We start from the raw sequence: 19452 nt of genomic DNA, 5'->3' as shown, positions 1-19452 counted from the left end.
CTACCGCGCCTCCTGGTCGCTGCCCGGGGCCCGCGCCGCCGACACCGACGGCCGCTCCGCCCGCAACTGGGCTTCCCCCACTGCCTGAACGGCGTGGGAGGTCCCCCCACCGTGCTGCCGGGCCAGCCGTTCCGCCCGCGGCTGGCTCGTCCCGTGCTGCCAGGCCAGCCGCTCATAAGGGCCGTGTAGCGCCGTACGCGGTCTGTCCCACAGCGTGCCGTCGGTCCGGTCACGCGGATCGGGGTCGATCAGCACCACACCGATCACCGCGATGCGCTGGTCCGCGAGCTGCCGCGCCACGGTGTGCAGCCACGCGGCGCTGCCGTGCCCGGCCCGCACGACGAGCACGGTCCGGGTGCCGAGGTACCGGAGGTCGGTCCACGCCGTGCCGGGCGCGACCGAGCCGACGCCGAGCCGTCGCACGTGCGCTGGCACGGCGTCGGCACGCTCGCCGCTGACCACCGTCGTGTCCCCGGGCGTCTGGCGGCTGTTGAAGAGTTCCGGGCCGGGCAGGCCGTCGACGACGGCCACGGGCCCCTCCGCCGCCAGCGCCCCGGCGACGTTCAGGGCGATCACGCTCGTGCTGCGCGCACAGCCCAGTTCCAGCAGTGACACCGGTTCCGCTGAGCCGCGCGCGGTCCGGGCCAGAGTCACGGTGAGTCGTTCGTACGCCGTACGGGTCCGACGGCTGTGCCACCGCCCGGCCGGCCGGCGCGGCGCGCGGCGCAGCTCCGTGATGACCGAGGCGCCCAGGTTCGCCGCGATCTCCCGGCGCAGCACGGGGCGGTCCGCCACCACCGCGCCGACCGCGGCCAGCGCGAGCCCCAGCGCGAGACCGAGGACGAGCCCGATCCCGGCCTTGGTGGCAGCGGCCTTGGGCAGGGAGTGCCGCACGGCGCGTGGGGCGTCCACGATCTGCGTGCCGGCGACGAGCCGGGGCGTGCCGGTGCGCGCGTCCGCGGCGCGCTGGTCGAAGTCGGTGATCCGCGAGGTGAGTTCGGCCCGGCGGGCGAAGAGCGCCTCCAGGCTCGCCGACGCTTTCGGGTCGCTCTTCGGCGACCGGTCCCCGATCGCCTTGTTGACCTGGGCCAGCTCGTCCCGCATGCGGTCACGCTGGTCGAGCAGGGCCTTGGCCTCGGCCTGCGCGGTTTCCCGCATCCGCCGCACGTGGTCCGCGACGAACGCGTCGGCCAGCGCCTTGGCCCGGGCCACCGCCTCCGCTTCGCTGCGACCCGTCACATCGATCTGTAGCAGGTTGTTGGTCAAACCGGTGCCCCGGTAGTCCTGTATGAAGTCCTCGGGTTTCTCCGGCGACTTGAGGGCCTTCAGGGCCTGGCCGGCGATCCGCGTGGTGCCCAGCAGCGCGACGTCGGTGCGGATCAGCGTTCCGGTGTCGTTCGGCTGGTCCTCTTTGTGCGCGACCAGCACCTTGGTCACCGCGGTAGGCGGCGGTGGCATCAGAATCGCCGCTGCCGCGCCGATCAGCAGTCCCAGCAGTGCCATGGAGCACCAGAGGCGTCGGCGCCTGCGCACCGCCACGACCAGCGCCTGCAGGTCCAGCAGCGGAGCGGTCGCCGGCGACTCCGGCGTCGTGCTCGTCGTCACGCCGGACCTCCCGTCGCGTGGCCGCGGACCGCGAGCGACGGAGTGGCGTTCTCCGGCGGACGACCGGCAGACCGCGCCGGACGGGTACGGACCGGGCCGGCGACGACGGTGCCGACGACCTCGTGCCCGGCGTCCGCACACGCCTCGGCGATGCCGGCGAGTTCCCCGGCGGTCCGGCTGCCCGCGCTGAGCACGACCAGCACACCGGACTCGGTGCCGCGGTCCGGCACCGTCGGCCGGGACACCGAAACCTCCACCATCCGCAGCATCGGTTCTCCGCCGCCCGAAGAGCCGGGGGAGGAAACGCTCCCGGCCTCGGCGACGAGCTGCCCGGCGGCCTGGCGGGCGACCTCGTCACCGTCCGGTACGACGACCAGCAGCCGCCGGGGAACCGGCAGCCGGCCCCGGATGCGGGCGCACACCCGCCGGTAGCGGATCCGCCTGCCGGCCTCGTCGCCGGACCGCTGCGGGGCCGGTACGTCCCACCGGGTGTCGACGCCCAGCAGCCGGCGGACCAAGGCCCGCCGGTCACCGCCTCCCGGCCGTGACGTACTCCGCTCACCAGGCACGTCGACGGTACCGAGCAGCGCCGAACCCAGCGCCGCCGCCATCTCCGGTCCGGTCCGCAGCCGGCGGTCGGCCCGGGCGGCGGCGAGATGGCCGATGACCCCGAACAAGAAGAACAGCAGCGCCCCGGCAACGACGAGCTGCATCCTCGTCGGCGGCACCTCGCCGGTCGGCCGGGCCGCCGGCCCCATGACGACCATGCCGGCCTTCTCGGCCGTCGGGTCGGCCTCGTCCAGCTTCTTCATGGCCTCCTGTAGTGCGGTACGCAGCTTTTCGAGCGCGGTACGGACCTGCACGCTCTCCACGGTCCGCCCCGGATCGGCGGCATTGGCCAGCTCGGTGATGCGGCGGTTGGTCTCCGCGACCTTCTTCCGCAGCGCCTCCGGCCCGGTGTCCGCTTCGGAGTCGCCACTGGCGCCCGCGATCCGCGCGGCGAAGGCCACGAACTCCTGTGCCACCCGGTCGGAGAGCTGCTGCGCGCGCTCCGGGGTGTCGGCCGTTCCCGAAATCTTGACGATGTTCCCGTCGGCGGCCTTGGCGCTCACACGATCCCGTAACTCATCGCCGCTGACGCCCGCCCAGCCGAGCCTGGCAGCCGCGCGGTCGACCACCGCCGAACTGGCCGCGATCTGCACCTGGGTCAGCAGCTCGCGCTCCTCCCACTGCCCCGGCAGCAGCACCGATGCCGACGCCGTGTACCGCGGCGGGAACAGCAGCACCGAGGCGCCGTAGCCGACGAGCGCGCCCACCACGGCGAGGACGGCGATCAGCCGCCGGCGCCGACGGAGCATCCGCCCGATCGTGACCAGGCGTATCGTGTCCTCGCTCAACGGCGCGGCCACCTTCCTGCCCGGCCCCGGCCCGGCCTGCCCGCCCGCACCGGAGGGCGGTCGCGGCAGGCGGCGGCGTAGGCGGCGAGCAGCGACGCCTGCGAGTTCCGCCAGGAAAGCCGCCCGCCGATCCGCTCCTGGCCGATCTTTCCCATCCGGGCCCGTTTCTCCGGGTCGTCCAGCAGCAGCGCGATCAGCCCGGCGAATTCGGCCTCGTCGTTGGCGGGCGCGTAGACGGCGGCGTCACCGGCGGAGACGCGCGCCTCCCGGAGGTCGAACGAGACGATCGGCCGGCCCATCGCCATGTACTCCAGGACCTTGTTCATGGTCGACACGTCGTTGAGCGGATTGCGCGGGTCGGGGGAGAGGCACACGTCCGCGGTGGACAGGTAGCGCACCAGGTCGGCGTCCGGAATGCGCCCGGTGAACTGCACCTGCGCACCGAGCCCGAGCCGCCGCGACAGCTCCACCATCGCGTCGAAGGCGTCGCCGGAGCCGACGAACACCGCGTGCCAGTCGGTCCGCCCCAGCTCGTCGCGCAGCTTGGCGAGGGCCCGCAAGGCATAGTCGACGCCGTCCTGCGGTCCCATGACGCCCAGATAGCACAGCAGATGAGGCTTGCCACGCTTCAACCCCGCTTCCGGCGGCGCGGGTTGAAACCGATCTGTCTGGGGCGCACTGCGCACCACGAAGACGTCCTCCGGCCGCCGGCCGCCACGGCGCACCGCGACGTCCCGGTAGCTCTCGTTCGTGGCCAGTACGACATCGGCGGCCCGGTAGGTCAGCCGCTCCAGCGCGCACACGGCGCGGTAGAGCAGGTCTTCGCCGCGGTCGAACCGGGAGAGGTACAGCTCGGGCACCAGGTCGTGCTGGTCGAAGACGAACCGCGCGCCGCGCCGCTTCAACCACAGCGCCGGCAGGAACAGCAGATCGGGCGGGTTGCAGGCATGGACCACATCGACCGGGCCGACCCTGCGGGCCAGCCGGGCCGTGTGCCACAGCGCCGAGCCGTACTCCCGCAGATAACCGGCCGGCCCTCCGGTGGCCGCGCGCAACGGGTAGCGGTGGATCCGCACCCCGTCGATCACCGCCTCCGCCTCCGTGTCCCGCTTCTCCCCACGGGGACAGACGACGTGCACCGTCCAGCCCGCGTCGCGCAGCGTCGTGCACTCCTGCCACACCCGCCGGTCGAACGGCACCGACAGGTTCTCCACCAGGACCAGCGCGCGGCGGGCGGGCCCGCCGGCGCTCTTCACGTCACCAGGCAAGGCCCACGTACCCCGGTTCGGCCCGGCGCGCCTCGGCGTCGGGAAGGTGGACGAGATCGACGATCACCGGGCCGTCGCCGCCATGGGGCAGCGCCGACAGCACGGCCGGGTCCCTGGTGCCGACCAGGCACACCTCGGCGTGTTCGAGCACCTCGCCGACGGAGTCCGCGAGCAGCTGCGCGAGGTGCGGCAGCCGGGTCTCGATGTACTCGCGGTTCGCGCCGATCAGTTGGGAGAGGCGCACGTTGGCGTCGTAGATCCGCAGGTCGTACCCCTTGCCGAAGAGCCGCTCCGCCAGCTCGACGAGCGGGCTCTCGCGGAGGTCGTCGGTGCCGGGTTTGAAGGACAGCCCGAACAGGCCCGCCCGGCGTTTGCCGGTGCGCTCGACCAGCTCCACCGCCCGTTGCAGATGGGCGGAGTTGGAGGGCAGCACATGGGAGAGGATGGGTACCGAGACGTCCGCCCGCTGCGCCGCGTGGACCAGGCTGCGCAGGTCCTTGGGCAGGCAGGAGCCGCCGAAGGCGAAGCCGGGCCGCAGGTAGGCGGGGCTGATGTTCAGCTTGCGGTCGGCCAGGAATACGTCCATCACCTGGTGCGAGTCCACCCCGAGTGCCTGGCACACCGCGCCCAGCTCGTTCGCGAAGCCGATCTTGAGGCCGTGGAACGCGTTGTCCGCGTACTTGATCGCCTCGGCCGTCGGTACCGGCACCCGGAACACCTCGCCGGGCAGGCTCTCGTACAGCGCCGCCACGACATCACCGCTCGCCGGGCCGAGCTCGCCGATGACGGTCTTGGGCGGGTCGAAGAAGTCCCGCACGCTGGTGCCCTCGCGCAGGAACTCCGGGTTCACCACGACCCCGAAATCCACTCCGGCGGTGCCGCCGACGTTCTTCTCCAGGATCGGTACCAGCAGGTTCATGCACGTACCCGGGAGCATGGTGCTGCGGAACACGACGGTGTGCCGGCCGCCCCGCTCCGCCAGGGCCGCGCCGATCTGCTCGGTGACCCGCTCCAGATACGTGGTGCACAGGCTGCCGTTGGGCTCCGACGGCGTGCCCACGCAGACGAGCGACACCTCGCTGCCCACGATCGCCTCGCGGACGTCACCGGTGGCGCGCAAGGCCCCGGTCCGTACGACGTCGGCGACGAGTTCGCCGATCCGCTCCTCGACCACCGGGGCCTTGCCGCCGTTGACCAGGTCGACCTTCACCCGGTTCACGTCCACCCCGATGACCTCGTGCCCCAAACCGGCCAGGCACGCTGCCGACACGCAGCCCACGTAGCCGAGCCCGAAAACGCTGACCCTCATGTCCCGTCCCTCCCCCCAGGCAGACCCTTCCGGCCTGCGGTCCGCGCGTCGGCAGGATCGTTTCGCCGCAGTCCCTCGCGCATCAGTAGGCCCCCTGCCCGTACAGCACCGCACGCAGCGTCTTCCACAAGATCACCGCGTCCAGGGCGAGCGACCAGTCCTCCACGTACCGCAGATCCAGCCGGACCGCCTCCTCCCACGGCAGGTCGCTGCGCCCGCTGATCTGCCACAGGCCGGTGAGGCCGGGCTTGACCAGCAGCCGCCGCCGGATGTCCGGGCCGTACGCGGCGGACTCCTCGGGCAACGGAGGCCGCGGACCGACGAGCGACATCGACCCGGTGAGCACGTTGAAAAGCTGCGGAAGCTCGTCGATGGAATACCGGCGCAGCACCGCCCCCACCCGGGTCACCCGCGGGTCCCGGCGGATCTTGAACAGCAGCCCCGCACCCTCGTTGAGGCCGGCCAGTCCGGAACGCGCCGCGTCGGCCCCGGCGACCATGGTGCGGAACTTGAAAATGGTGAACTCGCGGCCGTCCTTGCCGACCCTGCGCTGGCGGTAGACCGCCCCACCAGGACTGTCCGCCAGCACCAGCAGCCCGACGAGCACCAGCAGCGGCGCGAACAGCACCAGCAGAATCGTTGCGCCCAGCCGGTCGACGACCCCTTTGATCGCCCGGCGGCCCCCGGTGAAGGTCGGCATGCTGACCCGCAGCAGCGGAATCCCCAGCACCGCGTCGACGTGCAGCCGCGGACCGGCCACCTCCATCAGCACGGGGGCCACGACCATCTCGGCGTCGCTGCCTTCGAGGTTCCAGGCCAGCCGCTGCAGCCGGTCCGGCGACCAGTGCGGGTCCGGAGTGATCGCGACGACACGGTAGCCGTCGCGACGGACGTGGTTGGCGACGTCCGCCAGCCGGCCGACGACCGGCACGCCGTCCAGCTGGTCGCCGTCGAGCCCGCGGCCGTCCGTCGTGCACACCGCGTCCACCCGCCACCCGAGGTGCGGGAACTTACGGGCCCTGGTGATCAGATCGCGCACGGTGTCCGGGCTCCCGGCGGCGAGCACCGGTCTCAGACACCGCCCTTCCTTGCGCTGCTTGTGCAGCGCCAGGCGCAGCAAATACCGCGCGGTCATGGTGACGAGTGCGATCGCGGGGATCGCGACGAAGATCCAGAGTTTGATGTTGCGCGAGGTGAGGGCGATCCCGCCGAGCGCCAGTACGACCGCCGCCGTGAACAGTGAACGGCCGAGCCGGCGGAATTCCTCGGCGCCCTGGCCGAGTACGGCCGGAGTCCACGCCCGGCTCACCGCAAGCGCTCCCAGCACCAGCAGTTCGGTGCCGAAGGCGAGAATCCCCCATTTCTCGTGCCAGTTGGCCGCATCGCGGGCCCCGAAGAAGATACCGATCGCCGCCACCACGAATGCGGTGGCGACGGAGTCGCTGGTGATCACGGTACGGCGGTACCGATGCTCCCAGTCGATCACGGGCTGGCTGTTTGCCCCGTTCGCCAGGCGCCCGCGCGCCGACGGAAACGGGTTGACTAATCCCCCCTGCTGCACAGAACCCCCCGGTTCCCAGTGGTTCGACGTGTTCGCCCAACACTGTTTCTCGCCCCCGGGAGGCCCCCGCCCCCCGCTCCGCGCTGTTCCTCTCCGCGAGAGGCCCCCGCCTCCCGGGTGACACCCCGGCCGTTTTGAGCGCTACTCGAACTACTTGGACAGCCCACCCAGGCCCTGCGGACGCACTGGTCCTGGCAGGGCTGTCGGGTGCGCGGGAACCCGTCGAAACCTCGGGCGCTCCCCGCACCCAAGGCCCCTCGCGGGCTCCAAGAATTGATCACCCCCACGTCTGGCGCCGGGGAATTGCTGGCTGTTTGTAGCGCCGGACCTATAGATCATTCTTGGTCGCTTCGTGTCCGAACTCCGGAAGCAGGGTCAATCTAGAGCATCGGGGCCCATATGAAGAGGGGGGATGTGTGTAATTTGTGCTCAACCTGGGTAGCTGGATCTACCAACCGGTTACTTCCTACGGGACATGACGCAGCAGACATGCCCTGTGACCAGTAATGACGGGAGTCCACTGGACTGCCGGCACCGAAACCCCCCAGGCGTCCCGCTACCAACATGTAACCCGCACCGGTACCCCGGCCGACACCTCGGACGAGGCGGCGCCCGCACCGTTCACGCCATTGAGGATCCGGTGGCCTGTTCGTAGTGCCTGCGTAGCTCGGCGGGGACCAGACGCAGGCGCTCGTCGGGAACGGGCCTGCCGTTGGCTGCGGCCCACGCGGAAATCTTTTCGAACCCGGGAGCCGGTGAGCCCATGATCGCGTACACGGGGAGGGAGCCTTCGGCGAGTGCCGTGCGAGGTAGGGACAGGCCGAAACGTTCCTCGAAGACGGCCAGGCCACGCCCCTTGCGATCATCGTAGTCAGCTATGTCGCGATCGCAGTAGGTCTCGCCGTCGGGTTGCAGAATGCCGGCGGCCACGAGGCCGGGCAGGAGCAGATCAGGTTCCCGGCCGTAGCGGACGCGTTCCTCGCACAGCCCGAATCCGCAGACGGTGCGGCCGTCGCGCGCGTACATGACGGTGGTGGGCGGATGCGCCGAGTTGTAGTGATAGTGGACAGCTTCCACGCCGTCACGCGAGACCTGCTCCAGCTGGTCGACGTAAGGACCGTAGGTGATGGCGAACGCCCAGCCGGCGTCCTCCCCGACGCGTATCACGGCGCTGCCCGGCCCACGATCGGGATAGGCGTCGACGTCAAGCGCACCTACCTCGCCATCGGTCATCGGCCCGGCAACCGCTCCGCGCTCCGCCCCCATACGAAACGCCAGTTCCTCGGCGTCGATGCCCCGGGCGAAGTGCACGTCCAACATCCACCCGGAACTCGTCGTAGCGCCGACCACCCACCGGATACCGTCACTCACGCGTCCTCCCTTCCAAAAGCGAACAGGCACCCCACCTGTTCGTAGTGACGATAGGGCGGCCCTGTGACATCACCATCGCAACCGCTACGGCCCCCGGCGTCTATGCAGTCGCTGCCCCGTGGCTGGGAGTGGACCCGAAGGGTGCGGACCCGCAGGGTCCGGGCGGAGCGTACTCCGGCAGTGCGATGTTCCCGGCTTTGGCGAACTGCGCGGCGAGCAGCCTTCGCAGAGGCCAACGGGTCACCTGCCGCATGTAAAGATCCCGCAGCCGGATGCCGACCCGGCCCGACGGCGCATAACTCGCCGCGCCGCCCGGTGGCAGTTGCTGGGCCTGGCTCACGTAGGGGCGCATTACCTCGTCGTACCGGCGGAAGGCGATGCGGTGATCGCCCCCGGCGGCGGCGAGTTCACCGGCCAGGACGTAGGCGCCGACCAGGGCCAGACTGGTTCCCAGCCCGGTCAGCGGGGTCGCGCAGTACCCGGCGTCGCCGAGCAGCGCCACCCGGCCGCGCGACCAGCTGTCGAGGCGGACCTGACCCATGGAGTCGAAGAAGAAGTCCGGAGCGGTACGCATTGCCCGCAGCAAACGCGGAGCCTCCCAGCCGACGTGGGCGAAGCGCCGGGCCACGAGTTCTTTCTGAGCGTCGACGTCGCGGCGGTCATGGGCGAGCGGTGGCGAGCGGAAGCTGAATCCGGCCTTGATCTCGCCGGGGAGGCGGCCGGGCCGGGCGGAGGCGACGAGGCCGCCGGGCGCGTTGTGCATCAGGAACCAGCCGTCGAGGTACAGCGCGTCGAAAGCGGTGAACCAGGTCGTGTAGAGGCCGAGCGGGCGGACGAAGTCCCGCTCCGGCCCGAAGGCCAACGCGCGCACCTTGGAGTGCGGCCCGTCCGCACCGACGACCAGCCCGAACCGGCGCCGCGCGGCTTTTTCGAAGGTGACGGTGACCCCGTCCGCATCCTGATCGATCGCAGTGACGGTGTCGTCGAAGAGGTACCGCGTGTCCGGCAGGGTGGCCTCGTACAGCAGCCGGGCGAGATCGCCGCGGAGGATCTCGATCTCGGAGACGATCCCCTCGCCGCCGAAGCTGTCGGCGGACATCCGCGCGGCGACGCGGCCGGAGCCGTCGACCAGCGCGAAGCCGCGCTGGTCCAGGCTCTCCGCCCGGGCCCGGTCCAGCAGACCCATCCGCTCGATCACGGTGCGGCCGGCACCACGCAGATCCACGGCCTGCCCGCCCGGCCGGGGTTCCGGCGCGCGCTCCACGACCGTGACCGCAAAGCCTCCCTTGCGTAGCCAGTACGCCAGCGCGGGCCCAGCGATGCCGGCGCCGCTGATGAGTATCTCGTTGGCTGTCATGACGCGAGTGTACGACGTACACAACGAGTCCTCAATCGAGAACGTCCCTTGTGAAGTGCGTAGTTGGTTGCTGGCGCACTAGTGCATGGATGTGTGAATGGTGCGCGCTCCCAGGCGTCTCCCCGGCCGGCAGCTGGGAGTGGCCCGCTGGGAGGGGGCCCTCCACGTGCACTAGTGCAGAACGCGTCGGTGGGCGGACGGGCGGAGCTGCGACATCCCCAAAACCGTTGGCCGACCAAGGCGAGCCACTGCTACTTTTCCAGCGGCCGTGCGAGAGAACGAGGAGGTGGTACCCGTGAACGCAGTATCGACATGGGTGCTCCCCTCCGGGGTCACGGTCGGGCGATAGGTCGTCCGGGAGCGCCGTTCACGCGCACTCCCGAAAGGCACGACCATGCACATTACTTCCGAACAGCGCCTCGAAGACGGCGTTGTCGAGCGCGAATTCATCCTCGGCGAGATCCCCGGCACCCTGTGGACGCCTGAATCCACAGCGCCGGCCCCGCTGATCCTGATGGCCCACAACAACGGCCTGCCCAAGAGGGAACCCCGACTGGTGGCCCGTGCCCGGCAGTCCGCGGCGTACGGCTACGCGGTAGCCGCCATCGACGCCCCCGGGTGCGGTGACCGGCCCCGTTCCGCCGCCGACGAGCAGGCTCGCGCCGACCTCCGCCGCGCGATGCAGGCGGGCGAGCCGGTCGACGAGATCTTCGAATCCTTCATCGGCCCGCTGGTCGAAAAGGCGGCCCCGGAATGGCGGACCACCCTGGACGCCCTCCTGGCGTTGCCCGAGATCGGCGGCCCGGTCGGATACTCGGGGTGGATGGCTCTCGGTATCCGCCTCGCGGCGGTCGAGCCGCGCATCGCGGCCGCCGGATTCTTCGCCGGGGGATATGTGCCCCGCGCTCAGCGCGATGAGGCCAGGCAGGTCACCACCCCGCTGCTGGTCCTGCTCCAGTGGGACGACGAAGGAAACCCCCGGCAGCGGGCCCTGGACCTGTTCGACGCCTTCGGCACCAAGGAGAAGACGCTGCACGCCAATATGGGCGGGCACACCGGCACCCCGTGGTTCGAGGCGGAGGACGGGAACCGGTTCTTCGCCCGGCACTTGAAGTGAGCCCGGGCCACCGGACCGGCAGTAGACATTAGACGGCGTCAGCCAGGACGCCGCCAGCTTCCGGGGCGGGGCCGAGGCGCGATCGACCTGGTGGTGAGTGCCTCCGCCTGCGCCCGCTCCAAGCGAGCGCAGGCGGGCGGCCCCTACGCGGCCGGTGAGTTGGAGCCGCCAACGTATCCGCCGGATGCACGGGCGGGCGGTGACGGCAACCCCCTCCGGCTCGGGCGCGTGAACTCTTCCTTGAGGAGCTGGGCGAGCATGGTGAGTTGCGGGGTGGTGTGATCGGTGCGCCAGATCAGCCCCATCTGTGACGGCGCGTCAAGGCCGTCGACCAAGAGATAACGCACGTCGCTGCGGGTGACGCGCTCGGCCAGCGGCCGGCAGACCAGCATGGCGTGGTCGTCGGCGGCCACGAGCGCGAGGCCCTCTTGAACGCTGGTGATACCCCGGGTCGAGCGGATGGGCACTCCGGCGGGGGTGGAACGCGGTACGCGGGCGGCTGTCCAGTAGGCCGGGGCGTCGCCGGCCGGGTGAAGTATGTCCAGGCCGACGAGCTCCTCGACGTGGACGTGTTCGGCGTCGGCCAGCGGGTGGGCGGAAGCGACGGCGAGCAGTCGATCCTGCGGAGGGAAACGGAACCCAACGGTCAACGCCGGTTCCTCTACGGGGAGTTCGACCACGACAGCATCGAGCCGCCCGTCGAGTACGGCGGAGAAGGGCGAACCCAGCGGGATCTCGCTCAGCGCCATCGTGACCTCATGGTGCGCGCGCAGCTGGCGGAACGCCTCGGTGACCTCTTCGTAGATGCTGCCGTGGAAGCCGATGCACAACTGGCGCAGGGACCCATGACCGGCACGCTCGCGCGCCCGGGCGAACACGGCGACCAACGCCTCGTAAGCCGGACGCACCTCATCGACGAACTGCGCACCGAACCGGGTCAGCTCCACGCGCCGGCTGGTGCGTTCGACGAGCCGCACGCCGACGCGCCGTTCGAGGGCGGCGACGAGCTGGCTGACCCGGCTCTGGGAGTAGCCCAGGCGTACCGCCGTCCGGCCGAAGTGCAGCTCTTCGGCCAGCGCGAGCAGGCACTCGATCTCTTGAACGTGTACCTGGTCCATGGCCCCCATCGTCCCCATTGCCCCCATCACCCCTCCGCCATCTCGCCACCCCGTAGATCCGCTCTCCCACTCATCCACCCACCCACCCACTCATCCACCCACCCACTCAACCACCCACCCAACGATCAATCTAGCTGATCGATCCATGAGGAACTCGCCGTTGATCAGGGGGATGGCGCGCTGTTGGCTGCCGTCATGGATGCAAACGTGTCGGTGAAGGAAGCCGGGTCCGCTTCGGCTCGTACCACGTTGTGGCAGTGGGTGGCGGTGGCCGTGTTGTCGTTGAGTACGTTCGTGGTCGTGACGTCGGAGATGCTGCCGGTCGGCGTGCTGACACCGATGGCCGACGGCCTGCACATCTCCTCCGGCCGGGCGGGTTTCAGTCTGACGATCACGGGCCTGGTGACCGCCGTCACGGCTCCGCTGGTCGTACGCGTGGTGGGCGCGCTCGACCGGCGCGCGGTTCTGGCGGCGGCGATGGTGGTGCTGGCCGTCGGCAACGCGCTGACCGCCGCGGCGGACGATTTCGGCCTGCTGGTCGTCTCCCGGGTCGTCGTCGGAGTCGGGATGGGAGCGGTGTGGGGCCTGGCGTCCGCGGTCGCGGCGCGGCTCGTCGCGCCCCGCAATGTCGCGCTGGCGGTGTCCTGCACCATCGGCGGGGTTGCGGCAGCCTCGGTGATCGGCGTGCCGCTGGGCACCGTCGTCGGTAACGCCTTCGGGTGGCGCACCGCGTTCGCCGCGCTGTCCGCCGCCGCAGTGGCTCTCGCCGTCGGGTTGCTACTGGCGCTGCCCCGGCTGCCCCGCCCGGCCGCGTCGGGCGACGTGGTCCACCCCACCCGCCGCGAGCCGCTGCTGCGTACCGCTCCGGTGACGGTCGGCCTGGTGCTGATCGTGTTCCTCGTCACCGCGCACTTCGCCGCCTACACGTACGTACGGCCCGTCCTCGAAGAGCGCGTCGGATCGACCCCTGGGGCCATCTCCCTGCTCTTGCTGGTCTACGGCCTCTTCGGGCTGATCGGCAACTTCGTGGCGGGCGCATCGGCGGCGCGGCGTGCCCGGGGCACGGTTCTGGGCCTGACGACCGGCATCGGCGCGGGCATCGCGCTCCTCGCGGTCTTCGGCTCCGTCACCGCAGTCGCCGGCGTCGGCATCGCCCTGTGGGGCCTGGCCTACGGCGGATTGTCGGTGGCCGGTCAGATCTGGATGGCTCAGGCCGCACCGGAACGCATCGAACACATCACCGGGATCTACGTGGGTGTCTTCACCGCGGCCATCGCCTTGGGCGCCTTTCTCGGTGGCGTCGTGGTGGAGACGGTCGGCATCACTCCTCTGCTGTGGAGTGCCACCGCGCTGGCGGGCGCGGCCCTGGCCGTGGGGCTGTTCGGCCCCGGCCCGTCAGGGCCGTCAGGCCCGTCCGGGCGGGCCCGCCGGGTTGTCGGTTCCCCGGCCGTGTCGGAAGCCCCTCAGGGCGCGGAGCCGCGAGGCATTGCCGTGGATCGGTGAGGTCGTCGGGGCGTGAAGCCGTGATGGCGTGGCGGCGTGATGACGCGGATGGGGAGACGGGGGAGACGGGGAGATGGCCTGGGCCGGGTGCCGGAAGGCGCCTTGCGGGTCAGTTGGCCGGGGGAAGCCATGGCCGGGACTCTGCCGGGTCCCGGCACAGCGGGTCGCCGCGCGAGCCCCGCCAGAACGTCCGATGCGGGCGCGGGACCGCGGGTAGCGGTCCGCAGTCGCCTGCGGCGAGGTGTGCCGGCCCGTGGGGGCAGGGTGGGGAGCCCGGACAGGGATGCAGACGAGGGCCTACGCCGGTGCGGGCCAAGGCGCGGTCGACGGTTTCGCTGGCGGCTGTCAGCTCCAGTTGACCCTGCGCGGCGTGTACGGCGCCCCGTACGCCCAGGAGGGTATACAGGCTGGCGTTGTCACACCAGGTGATGCCGGACAAGTCCAGCCGAAGCCGACGGTGGCCGGTCTTCAGGTGGGTGACGGTGGCTTCGCGCAGCAAACTCACCGTGTGCACGTCGAACTCGCCGGCTAGTTGCAGATCCGTTTCGTCGCCAGCGTCGGTGCGGGAGCGGACGGTCAGCCGGGAATCGGGTGGCTCCTCCAGCCCACGCCGCAGAACAGAGGCCACAGAGGGTGGGGCGTGATGCACGGTCCCTCCAGTAAGCCGCCTGACGGACCAAAGGCCCTTTTCGACGCCGACCAGACTTCCCGGCACACCCTGCGCGTCTGGCGCATTGATATCACCGTAGCTGCCGCCGACTCGGTACGGAAGCGGAGTGGCCGAAAGGGCCCCGGGAGTGGTAGCCGGACGAACATCTCGGCGCGAGGTCCGCGATCGGCGCAGCGGCGACATCCCCGTCACCGCGCTACCGCGTTACCTATGAGCTGACCCCGGAGCGGCAACGTCATTCCGGTGTGTGCAGATGAAAAGGGTCCGCCGTATTGGCGAGACGTTTTGGCGGCTCGTACGGCTCGTACGGCTCGTACGGCTCGTACGGCTCGGGCGACTCGTACGGCTCCGGCGGCTCGTGCTGGGACCTCATGTCAGGGCTTCCTCGCCCGACGCAGGACGGAGTATGGCCGGCAGTTCGCGGTGGCCGTTGGAGACGAAGCTCGGCAGGGGACGCAGTCGGCTCGCGGGGACGGCGAGGGCGAGGGCCGGGAAGCGCTCGAAGAGGCCGCGCAGGGCGATCGCGCCTTCCAGCCGGGCGAGTGGGGCGCCCAGGCAGGCATGTACCCCGTGCCCGAAGGAGAGGTGGGATTTGTCTTTTCTCGTGGGGTCGAAGTGGTTGGCGGTGGCGCCGTGCAGGCTGGGGTGCCGGTTCGCGGCCGCGTACGAGGCGAGGATCGCGTCCCCCTTGCGGATTGTCGGGCCGTGGTCGAGCAGCGGAATGTCTTCCACCGCATAGCGCATGGGCAGGTAGGGAATCGGGGCCTCCCAGCGCAGCGTCTCTTCCACGACGTCGTACCAGGTGACGCAGCCCGCCCGCACCTGGGCGAGCCGGCCGGGCCGGGTGAGCAGGGCCGTGGTGGCCTGGTCGATCAGGTCGACGGTGGTTTCGTATCCGGCGTTGATCACGAGTAGGAGGGTGTCGAGCAGTTCCGCCTCGGTCAGGTGGGAGCCGTCCTCCTCACTGTCCCGCGCCGCGATGAGGTGCGACGCCAGATCGTCGCCGGGAGCGGCCCGTTTGGCGGCGACGAGGCCGGCCAGCAGCTCGTACATCTCCTTGACGTTGGCGCCTGCCTCGGCCGGGCTCAGGCCGGTGGAGAAGACCTTGTCGACGGTACGGCGGAAGTGCGGTACGTCCGCGTCGGCCAGACCCACGAGGTGGCAGATGACCTGGATCGGGAGCGGATAGGCGAAGTGTTCCCGCAGGTCCACCGGCGTTCCGGGAGGCGTTGCGGTGTCGAGGCCGTCGAGCAGGCCGGCGGTGATCCGCTCGATGACCGGTGCCAGGGCGTTGACGCGGCGCGCGGCGAAGGCCGGGCCGATGATGCGGCGCAGGCGGCGGTGCTCGTCGCCGTAGGCGGTGAACATGCTCTCCACCGCCACCCACAGTTCCAGCGGCCAGACACCCGCGATCCGGTCGGGATAGGCGGGCCAGTGCCGGCGGGCGTCCTTCGAGACACGGGGGTCCATGAGGAGCCGCCGCAGCAGTACGGGGTCGGAGACCGCCCAGGCTTCGACGCCGAGCACGTCGACCCGTACGAGCGGACCGTGAGCACGCAGCCGGGCATCCTCGCCGTGCCGGTCACGGCCTTCGGGATCCAAGGAGATGGCGGGCCGCTCGGTCATTCAGGGCTCCTCTGCATCCGCGGCCGGGGAAGTCCAGGTCGAGGCGCAGCCGAGAGCGCCGCGGGCGATGGAAGGGAATGGAAGGGAACTGGACACCTGGTTCCCGATGCGGTGGATGAGTTCACCCGCGCCGCCGCAGACTTCGCCATTCGTGTCGAGTGCTCTACACCGTACCCGCAGAACGGATCGCGGGCACACGGCAGTAAATGGCCGTGAAGTATGCCTAGTGCAGGCGCCGTTGACGTACATATCCATAGCCTGATCACTACATCGCCGAGGCGACCAACGCGGACCGCAGCGTGCCGCAGCTGTTGGACCACATGCGCGAGCACACGATGCTGACCCGCGCCACATCCCCGACCGGATTCCGGTGTTCGACGAGCACGGTCGGCCGGTGACCGATCCGGAGACCGGCGAGCAGCGGGCCCGCGTGTGCGGCACATCGTCCGCGTCGGAGAACTGGAACCAGACGATCCGGGGCCGCAACCGGCCCGGCATGTTCGTGCGCCGGCTCCTGCGGGCGTGCGGGCTGACCTACCTGGTCGTGGACTCTCGCACGGGGGACATCGTGGTGACCGGGGCGCCGGCGTACGCGTACGGGACCGACCAACTGCTCACCTCACCCGAGGTGGCGGAGGTGCTGCCTGGCTTCTGCGCCGAGGTCGGCAACCCGGCGACCACGGCCGGGTTGCGTGACCTGCTGTGCGTCAGTCCGGCAGCCAACGCAGCTCGTGTGCCAGGGTTTTGGCGACGGTACGGATGCGGCGGTGCAGTGGTGACGGCACGCGCGGGAGGACCAGGTGGATCGTCAAGGTGGGTGCGCCCTGCAGCGGTCGCCACGTGAGACCGGCCGGTTGTGCCGTGGCCGCGGCTTCTCCGGCCGGGGCGAGGGTGAGCCCGTCGCGTAGGTCGCGTTGTGACATGTCGAAAGAGACTGTGGCCGTGCGGAATTGGAGGCTCGGCCGGGTATCGGCGAACAACGCGGCCAGCCGATCGTGGATCACGGGGTTGGCCGTACGGTCGGGGAGGCGCAGCGGATACGCGGCCGCATCGGCGATCTCGATCTCCGGGTGTCCGGCCAGCGGATGATGCTGTGCCAATTGGACCCCGACGCGCTCACGCCGCAGCAGGAACCGGCGCACGCCACGCCCCGGCTGTTCACCGCGGGTGATCCCCGCATCGATGCGGCCGTCGGCGACCGCGGGGGAGATCTCCGGTGTTGCCATCGGGACCGCGCCGACTTCGAGTCCCGGGCTGCTGCGAATGAGCCTGTCCACCAGGGCCGGTGCCGTCTCGGCTCCCGTGCTGAGGCTGTATCCGATGCGCAGCGTGCCCAGTTCACCGGCCCCCGCATTCCGGGCGGTGTCCCATGCCTGGTCCAGCGCCGCCAGCGCGGGCGGCGCGGACTCCGCCAGAGCCGCACCGGCCGTGGTCAATACGACGCTACGTGTGTTGCGGACCAGCAGGGCCGTACCGAGTTCCGCCTCCAATCGGCGCATCCGGGCGCTGAGTGCGGGCTGTGCGATACCGATCCGTGCGGCCGCGCGGGTGAAGTTCAACTCCTGCGCCAGCACCAGGAAGTACCGCAGGCTCACCGTATCCGGCGCCACGTGCCCTCCCTGCCGATTGATAACGATCCGTTCTGAGCCTATCCCGAACCGGTCTTTCCCTCGGCCACACATGCAGCCCTAACCTGCGGATATGACGCCCCAACTGACCGCGTTACCGCACATCGCACGCACGCACACACACTGCCGATTCCGAGTCCTCCGTCACCGCTCTCGCGAAGGCCGCGGCCACCAAGCCCGGTGTGCCAGACCACGGATTCCGGCGCGCCCCGACCCACCCGGGTCACTACCTGAACCGCGAACGCCACGCGGATCAAGTAACGATCGACACCCACATGGCCCTCCCTGACGTCGCGGCCTTCATCGGCACGTCCCGCGCCAGCCGACCACCGACTCCCACGCCCTCTTCCAAACCACCTCCGTCCTCACTCCTCCGAACCACCTCCGTCCTCACTCCTCCGAACCACCTCCGTCCCCATCCCTCCAAACCACCTCCGCCCCCACCCGAACCCCGATGTCCCGCACCCAGCGATGCAGGAGGCAGTCATGCATAGGTCTTTGGTCCTGTATTCCCAGCCCGCCGACCCTGACCATTTCCGCGACTACTACGTGAACAACCACCTTCCACTGGTCATGGATTGGCCTGGCCTGCTTGCGTGGCGCTACAGCTTCGACGTGGCGGCGACCAAGGGAGAAGCGCAGTATTTCGCGGTCTTCGAAGCCGACTTTGCTGACGCCGCCGCCCTGGCCGCGGCGCGGTCGTCGCCGCAAGGCCAGCGGCTGGCCGCCGATGTCGTCAACTACGCCACCGGCGGTTTGGTCGTCATCGACTATCCGGTGCAGGACGGCTACCCGGTGCAGGACGGCACCGGCTGAGGCAGGACGGTACGCTTCGGGACGCGTTCGGTCGGCCGTTGCTGCGTGGTCCCGGCTATTTCCGGAACGCCGTCGACGGTTGCCGGTTCGTTGAGAGTCAAAAGGGGGGCCGATGTCCTGGCCGGATGTCACGGTGGTTGATGTGTGCGTGCGACGCGATGGCCGGGGCGGCAGCCCCACGGCCGTCACCGACGACGATCCGGCGGCGACGGACGCGGACCGGTGTGCGGTCGCTGCTGCGGCCGGCACCTCGCACGCGGCGTTCCTCGGCCAGGGGCGGACGCCGGACGGTGGCTGGCCGGTCCGGTTCTTCACCGCTACCGCCGAACTGTCCGGCTGCGGCCACGGCACCGTTGCCGCGCAGACCGTCCGGTTGACCCGCACCGCGCTGGGCGAGCTGAACGACCGCCAGCACACCGGCGGGCGCACGTTCGACACCGTCGCGATCCGCCGCCCCGCCGGCATCGAGGTGTGGTTCGACCAGGGCCTCGTCGCGCTGCGTCACCCGGCACCGGACGAGCGCGCCGCGATCGTCGCCGCGCTCGGGCTCACCGCGGACGACCTGCATCCGACCGACGCGCCACGGATCGCCTCGCCTGGCGCACCACGCATGCTGGTACCGGTCCACGACAGGTCGGCGCTGCTCCGAGTCCGCCCACACCTCGGCAGGCTGACAGCGGCGTGCCGGCGGCACGGGCTCCTCGGCTGTTTCGTGTACGTACCGCCGGCGGGCGACCGGCCGGGTGCGGCGCGGATGTTCGCGCCGGCGATCGGTGTCGATGAGGATGTCGCCAACGCCAACAGCACCGGCTGCCTAGCCGCCCACCTGCTCGACACGACAGGGGCACAGACGGTCGCGATCGAGATGGAGCAGGGCGACACCCTCGGCCGACCGGCCAGCGTGCTCGCTTCGGCCCGACGCGGGCCGGCGGGCATCACGACCCGGGTCGGCGGGTTGGCAGTGGTCCGCGACAGACACCGAGGCGACAACTAGACGAGTAGTTCCGATCCGGCTTAGTGGTCGTAGGCGGTCAGTGACCTGGTGGTGGGTGCGCCGATGGTGCGGTTGTGCCAAATCGCGCAGGTCATGGCCAGGATGCGCTGGG

16 protein-coding genes and 1 pseudogene are annotated in these 19452 nt (G+C 70.6%); 4 read left to right on the top strand and 13 right to left on the bottom strand.

From position 1 onward, the window contains the following. From ACH4OW_RS34290 to ACH4OW_RS34260, 7 genes are all read right to left on the bottom strand, one after another. Positions 1-1605 carry a Wzz/FepE/Etk N-terminal domain-containing protein gene (locus ACH4OW_RS34290; protein WP_398031956.1) on the bottom strand — a complete coding sequence of 535 codons (1605 nt, stop codon included), beginning with the start codon at positions 1603-1605 and terminating at the stop codon, positions 1-3. Next, on the bottom strand, positions 1602-3002 hold the full coding sequence (locus ACH4OW_RS34285) for a Wzz/FepE/Etk N-terminal domain-containing protein (RefSeq protein ID WP_398031954.1): 1401 nt from the start codon (positions 3000-3002) through the stop codon (positions 1602-1604). The genes ACH4OW_RS34290 and ACH4OW_RS34285 overlap by 4 nt, the downstream gene beginning before the upstream one ends. Further along, complete coding sequence (locus ACH4OW_RS34280) at positions 2999-4258, bottom strand: glycosyltransferase family 4 protein (RefSeq protein ID WP_398031951.1); 1260 nt, start codon at positions 4256-4258, stop codon at positions 2999-3001. The genes ACH4OW_RS34285 and ACH4OW_RS34280 overlap by 4 nt, the downstream gene beginning before the upstream one ends. Position 4259: 1 nt before the next feature. Next, positions 4260-5579, bottom strand: coding sequence for a nucleotide sugar dehydrogenase (locus ACH4OW_RS34275; RefSeq protein ID WP_398031948.1), 1320 nt, complete (start codon positions 5577-5579; stop codon positions 4260-4262). Between the two features lie 82 nt (positions 5580-5661). Further along, on the bottom strand, positions 5662-7140 hold the full coding sequence (locus tag ACH4OW_RS34270; protein ID WP_360134191.1) for a sugar transferase: 1479 nt from the start codon (positions 7138-7140) through the stop codon (positions 5662-5664). Positions 7141-7761: 621 nt separating this feature from the next. Then, complete coding sequence (locus tag ACH4OW_RS34265; RefSeq protein ID WP_360134188.1) at positions 7762-8511, bottom strand: DUF6461 domain-containing protein; 750 nt, start codon at positions 8509-8511, stop codon at positions 7762-7764. A 100-nt stretch (positions 8512-8611) separates the two neighbouring features. Further along, positions 8612-9868: an FAD-dependent monooxygenase gene (locus ACH4OW_RS34260; RefSeq protein WP_398031944.1), complete on the bottom strand. Its 1257-nt coding sequence runs from the start codon at positions 9866-9868 to the stop codon at positions 8612-8614. Positions 9869-10262: 394 nt separating this feature from the next. On the opposite strand from ACH4OW_RS34260, the gene ACH4OW_RS34255 reads away from it, so the two are divergent. Next, positions 10263-10985 (top strand): dienelactone hydrolase family protein, encoded by a 723-nt coding sequence (locus ACH4OW_RS34255; RefSeq protein WP_398031942.1) that lies wholly within the window; start codon positions 10263-10265, stop codon positions 10983-10985. A 143-nt stretch (positions 10986-11128) separates the two neighbouring features. Here the strand turns inward: ACH4OW_RS34255 and ACH4OW_RS34250 are convergent, their stop codons facing one another. Continuing rightward, positions 11129-12103, bottom strand: coding sequence for a LysR family transcriptional regulator (locus ACH4OW_RS34250; protein ID WP_398031940.1), 975 nt, complete (start codon positions 12101-12103; stop codon positions 11129-11131). 195 nt (positions 12104-12298) lie between these two features. On the opposite strand from ACH4OW_RS34250, the gene ACH4OW_RS34245 reads away from it, so the two are divergent. Then, positions 12299-13606, top strand: a complete 1308-nt coding sequence (locus tag ACH4OW_RS34245) for an MFS transporter (protein ID WP_398031938.1) — start codon at positions 12299-12301, stop codon at positions 13604-13606. Positions 13607-13715: 109 nt separating this feature from the next. On the opposite strand, the gene ACH4OW_RS34240 is transcribed toward ACH4OW_RS34245, so the two are convergent. The 4 genes from ACH4OW_RS34240 to ACH4OW_RS34225 form a co-directional block, all read right to left on the bottom strand. After that, positions 13716-14459: an STAS domain-containing protein gene (locus ACH4OW_RS34240; protein WP_398031937.1), complete on the bottom strand. Its 744-nt coding sequence runs from the start codon at positions 14457-14459 to the stop codon at positions 13716-13718. 52 nt (positions 14460-14511) lie between these two features. Then, on the bottom strand, positions 14512-14649 hold the full coding sequence (locus ACH4OW_RS34235) for a hypothetical protein (RefSeq protein WP_398031935.1): 138 nt from the start codon (positions 14647-14649) through the stop codon (positions 14512-14514). After that, a complete protein-coding gene (locus ACH4OW_RS34230; protein WP_398031933.1) occupies positions 14646-15902 on the bottom strand; it encodes a cytochrome P450 in 1257 nt (418 codons plus the stop codon). The genes ACH4OW_RS34235 and ACH4OW_RS34230 overlap by 4 nt, the downstream gene beginning before the upstream one ends. A 707-nt stretch (positions 15903-16609) precedes the next feature. Continuing rightward, a complete protein-coding gene (locus tag ACH4OW_RS34225) occupies positions 16610-17512 on the bottom strand; it encodes a LysR family transcriptional regulator (RefSeq protein ID WP_398031932.1) in 903 nt (300 codons plus the stop codon). Between the two features lie 504 nt (positions 17513-18016). Between ACH4OW_RS34225 and ACH4OW_RS34220 the strand changes: the two genes are divergently transcribed. Next, positions 18017-18346, top strand: a complete 330-nt coding sequence (locus ACH4OW_RS34220) for an EthD family reductase (protein ID WP_398031930.1) — start codon at positions 18017-18019, stop codon at positions 18344-18346. Between the two features lie 112 nt (positions 18347-18458). Then, on the top strand, positions 18459-19340 hold the full coding sequence (locus ACH4OW_RS34215) for a PhzF family phenazine biosynthesis protein (RefSeq protein WP_398031927.1): 882 nt from the start codon (positions 18459-18461) through the stop codon (positions 19338-19340). 20 nt (positions 19341-19360) lie between these two features. Here the strand turns inward: ACH4OW_RS34215 and ACH4OW_RS34210 are convergent. Next, a pseudogene (locus tag ACH4OW_RS34210) lies at positions 19361-19452 on the bottom strand (IS982 family transposase); the annotation flags it as partial.

Origin of the sequence: Streptomyces sp. NPDC017056 (genome assembly GCF_044332485.1) — a bacterium.
Lineage (GTDB): Bacteria > Actinomycetota > Actinomycetes > Streptomycetales > Streptomycetaceae > Streptomyces.
The sequence above is the reverse complement of the archived record's forward strand: the minus strand, read 5'-3'. Positions and strand labels throughout refer to the sequence as shown.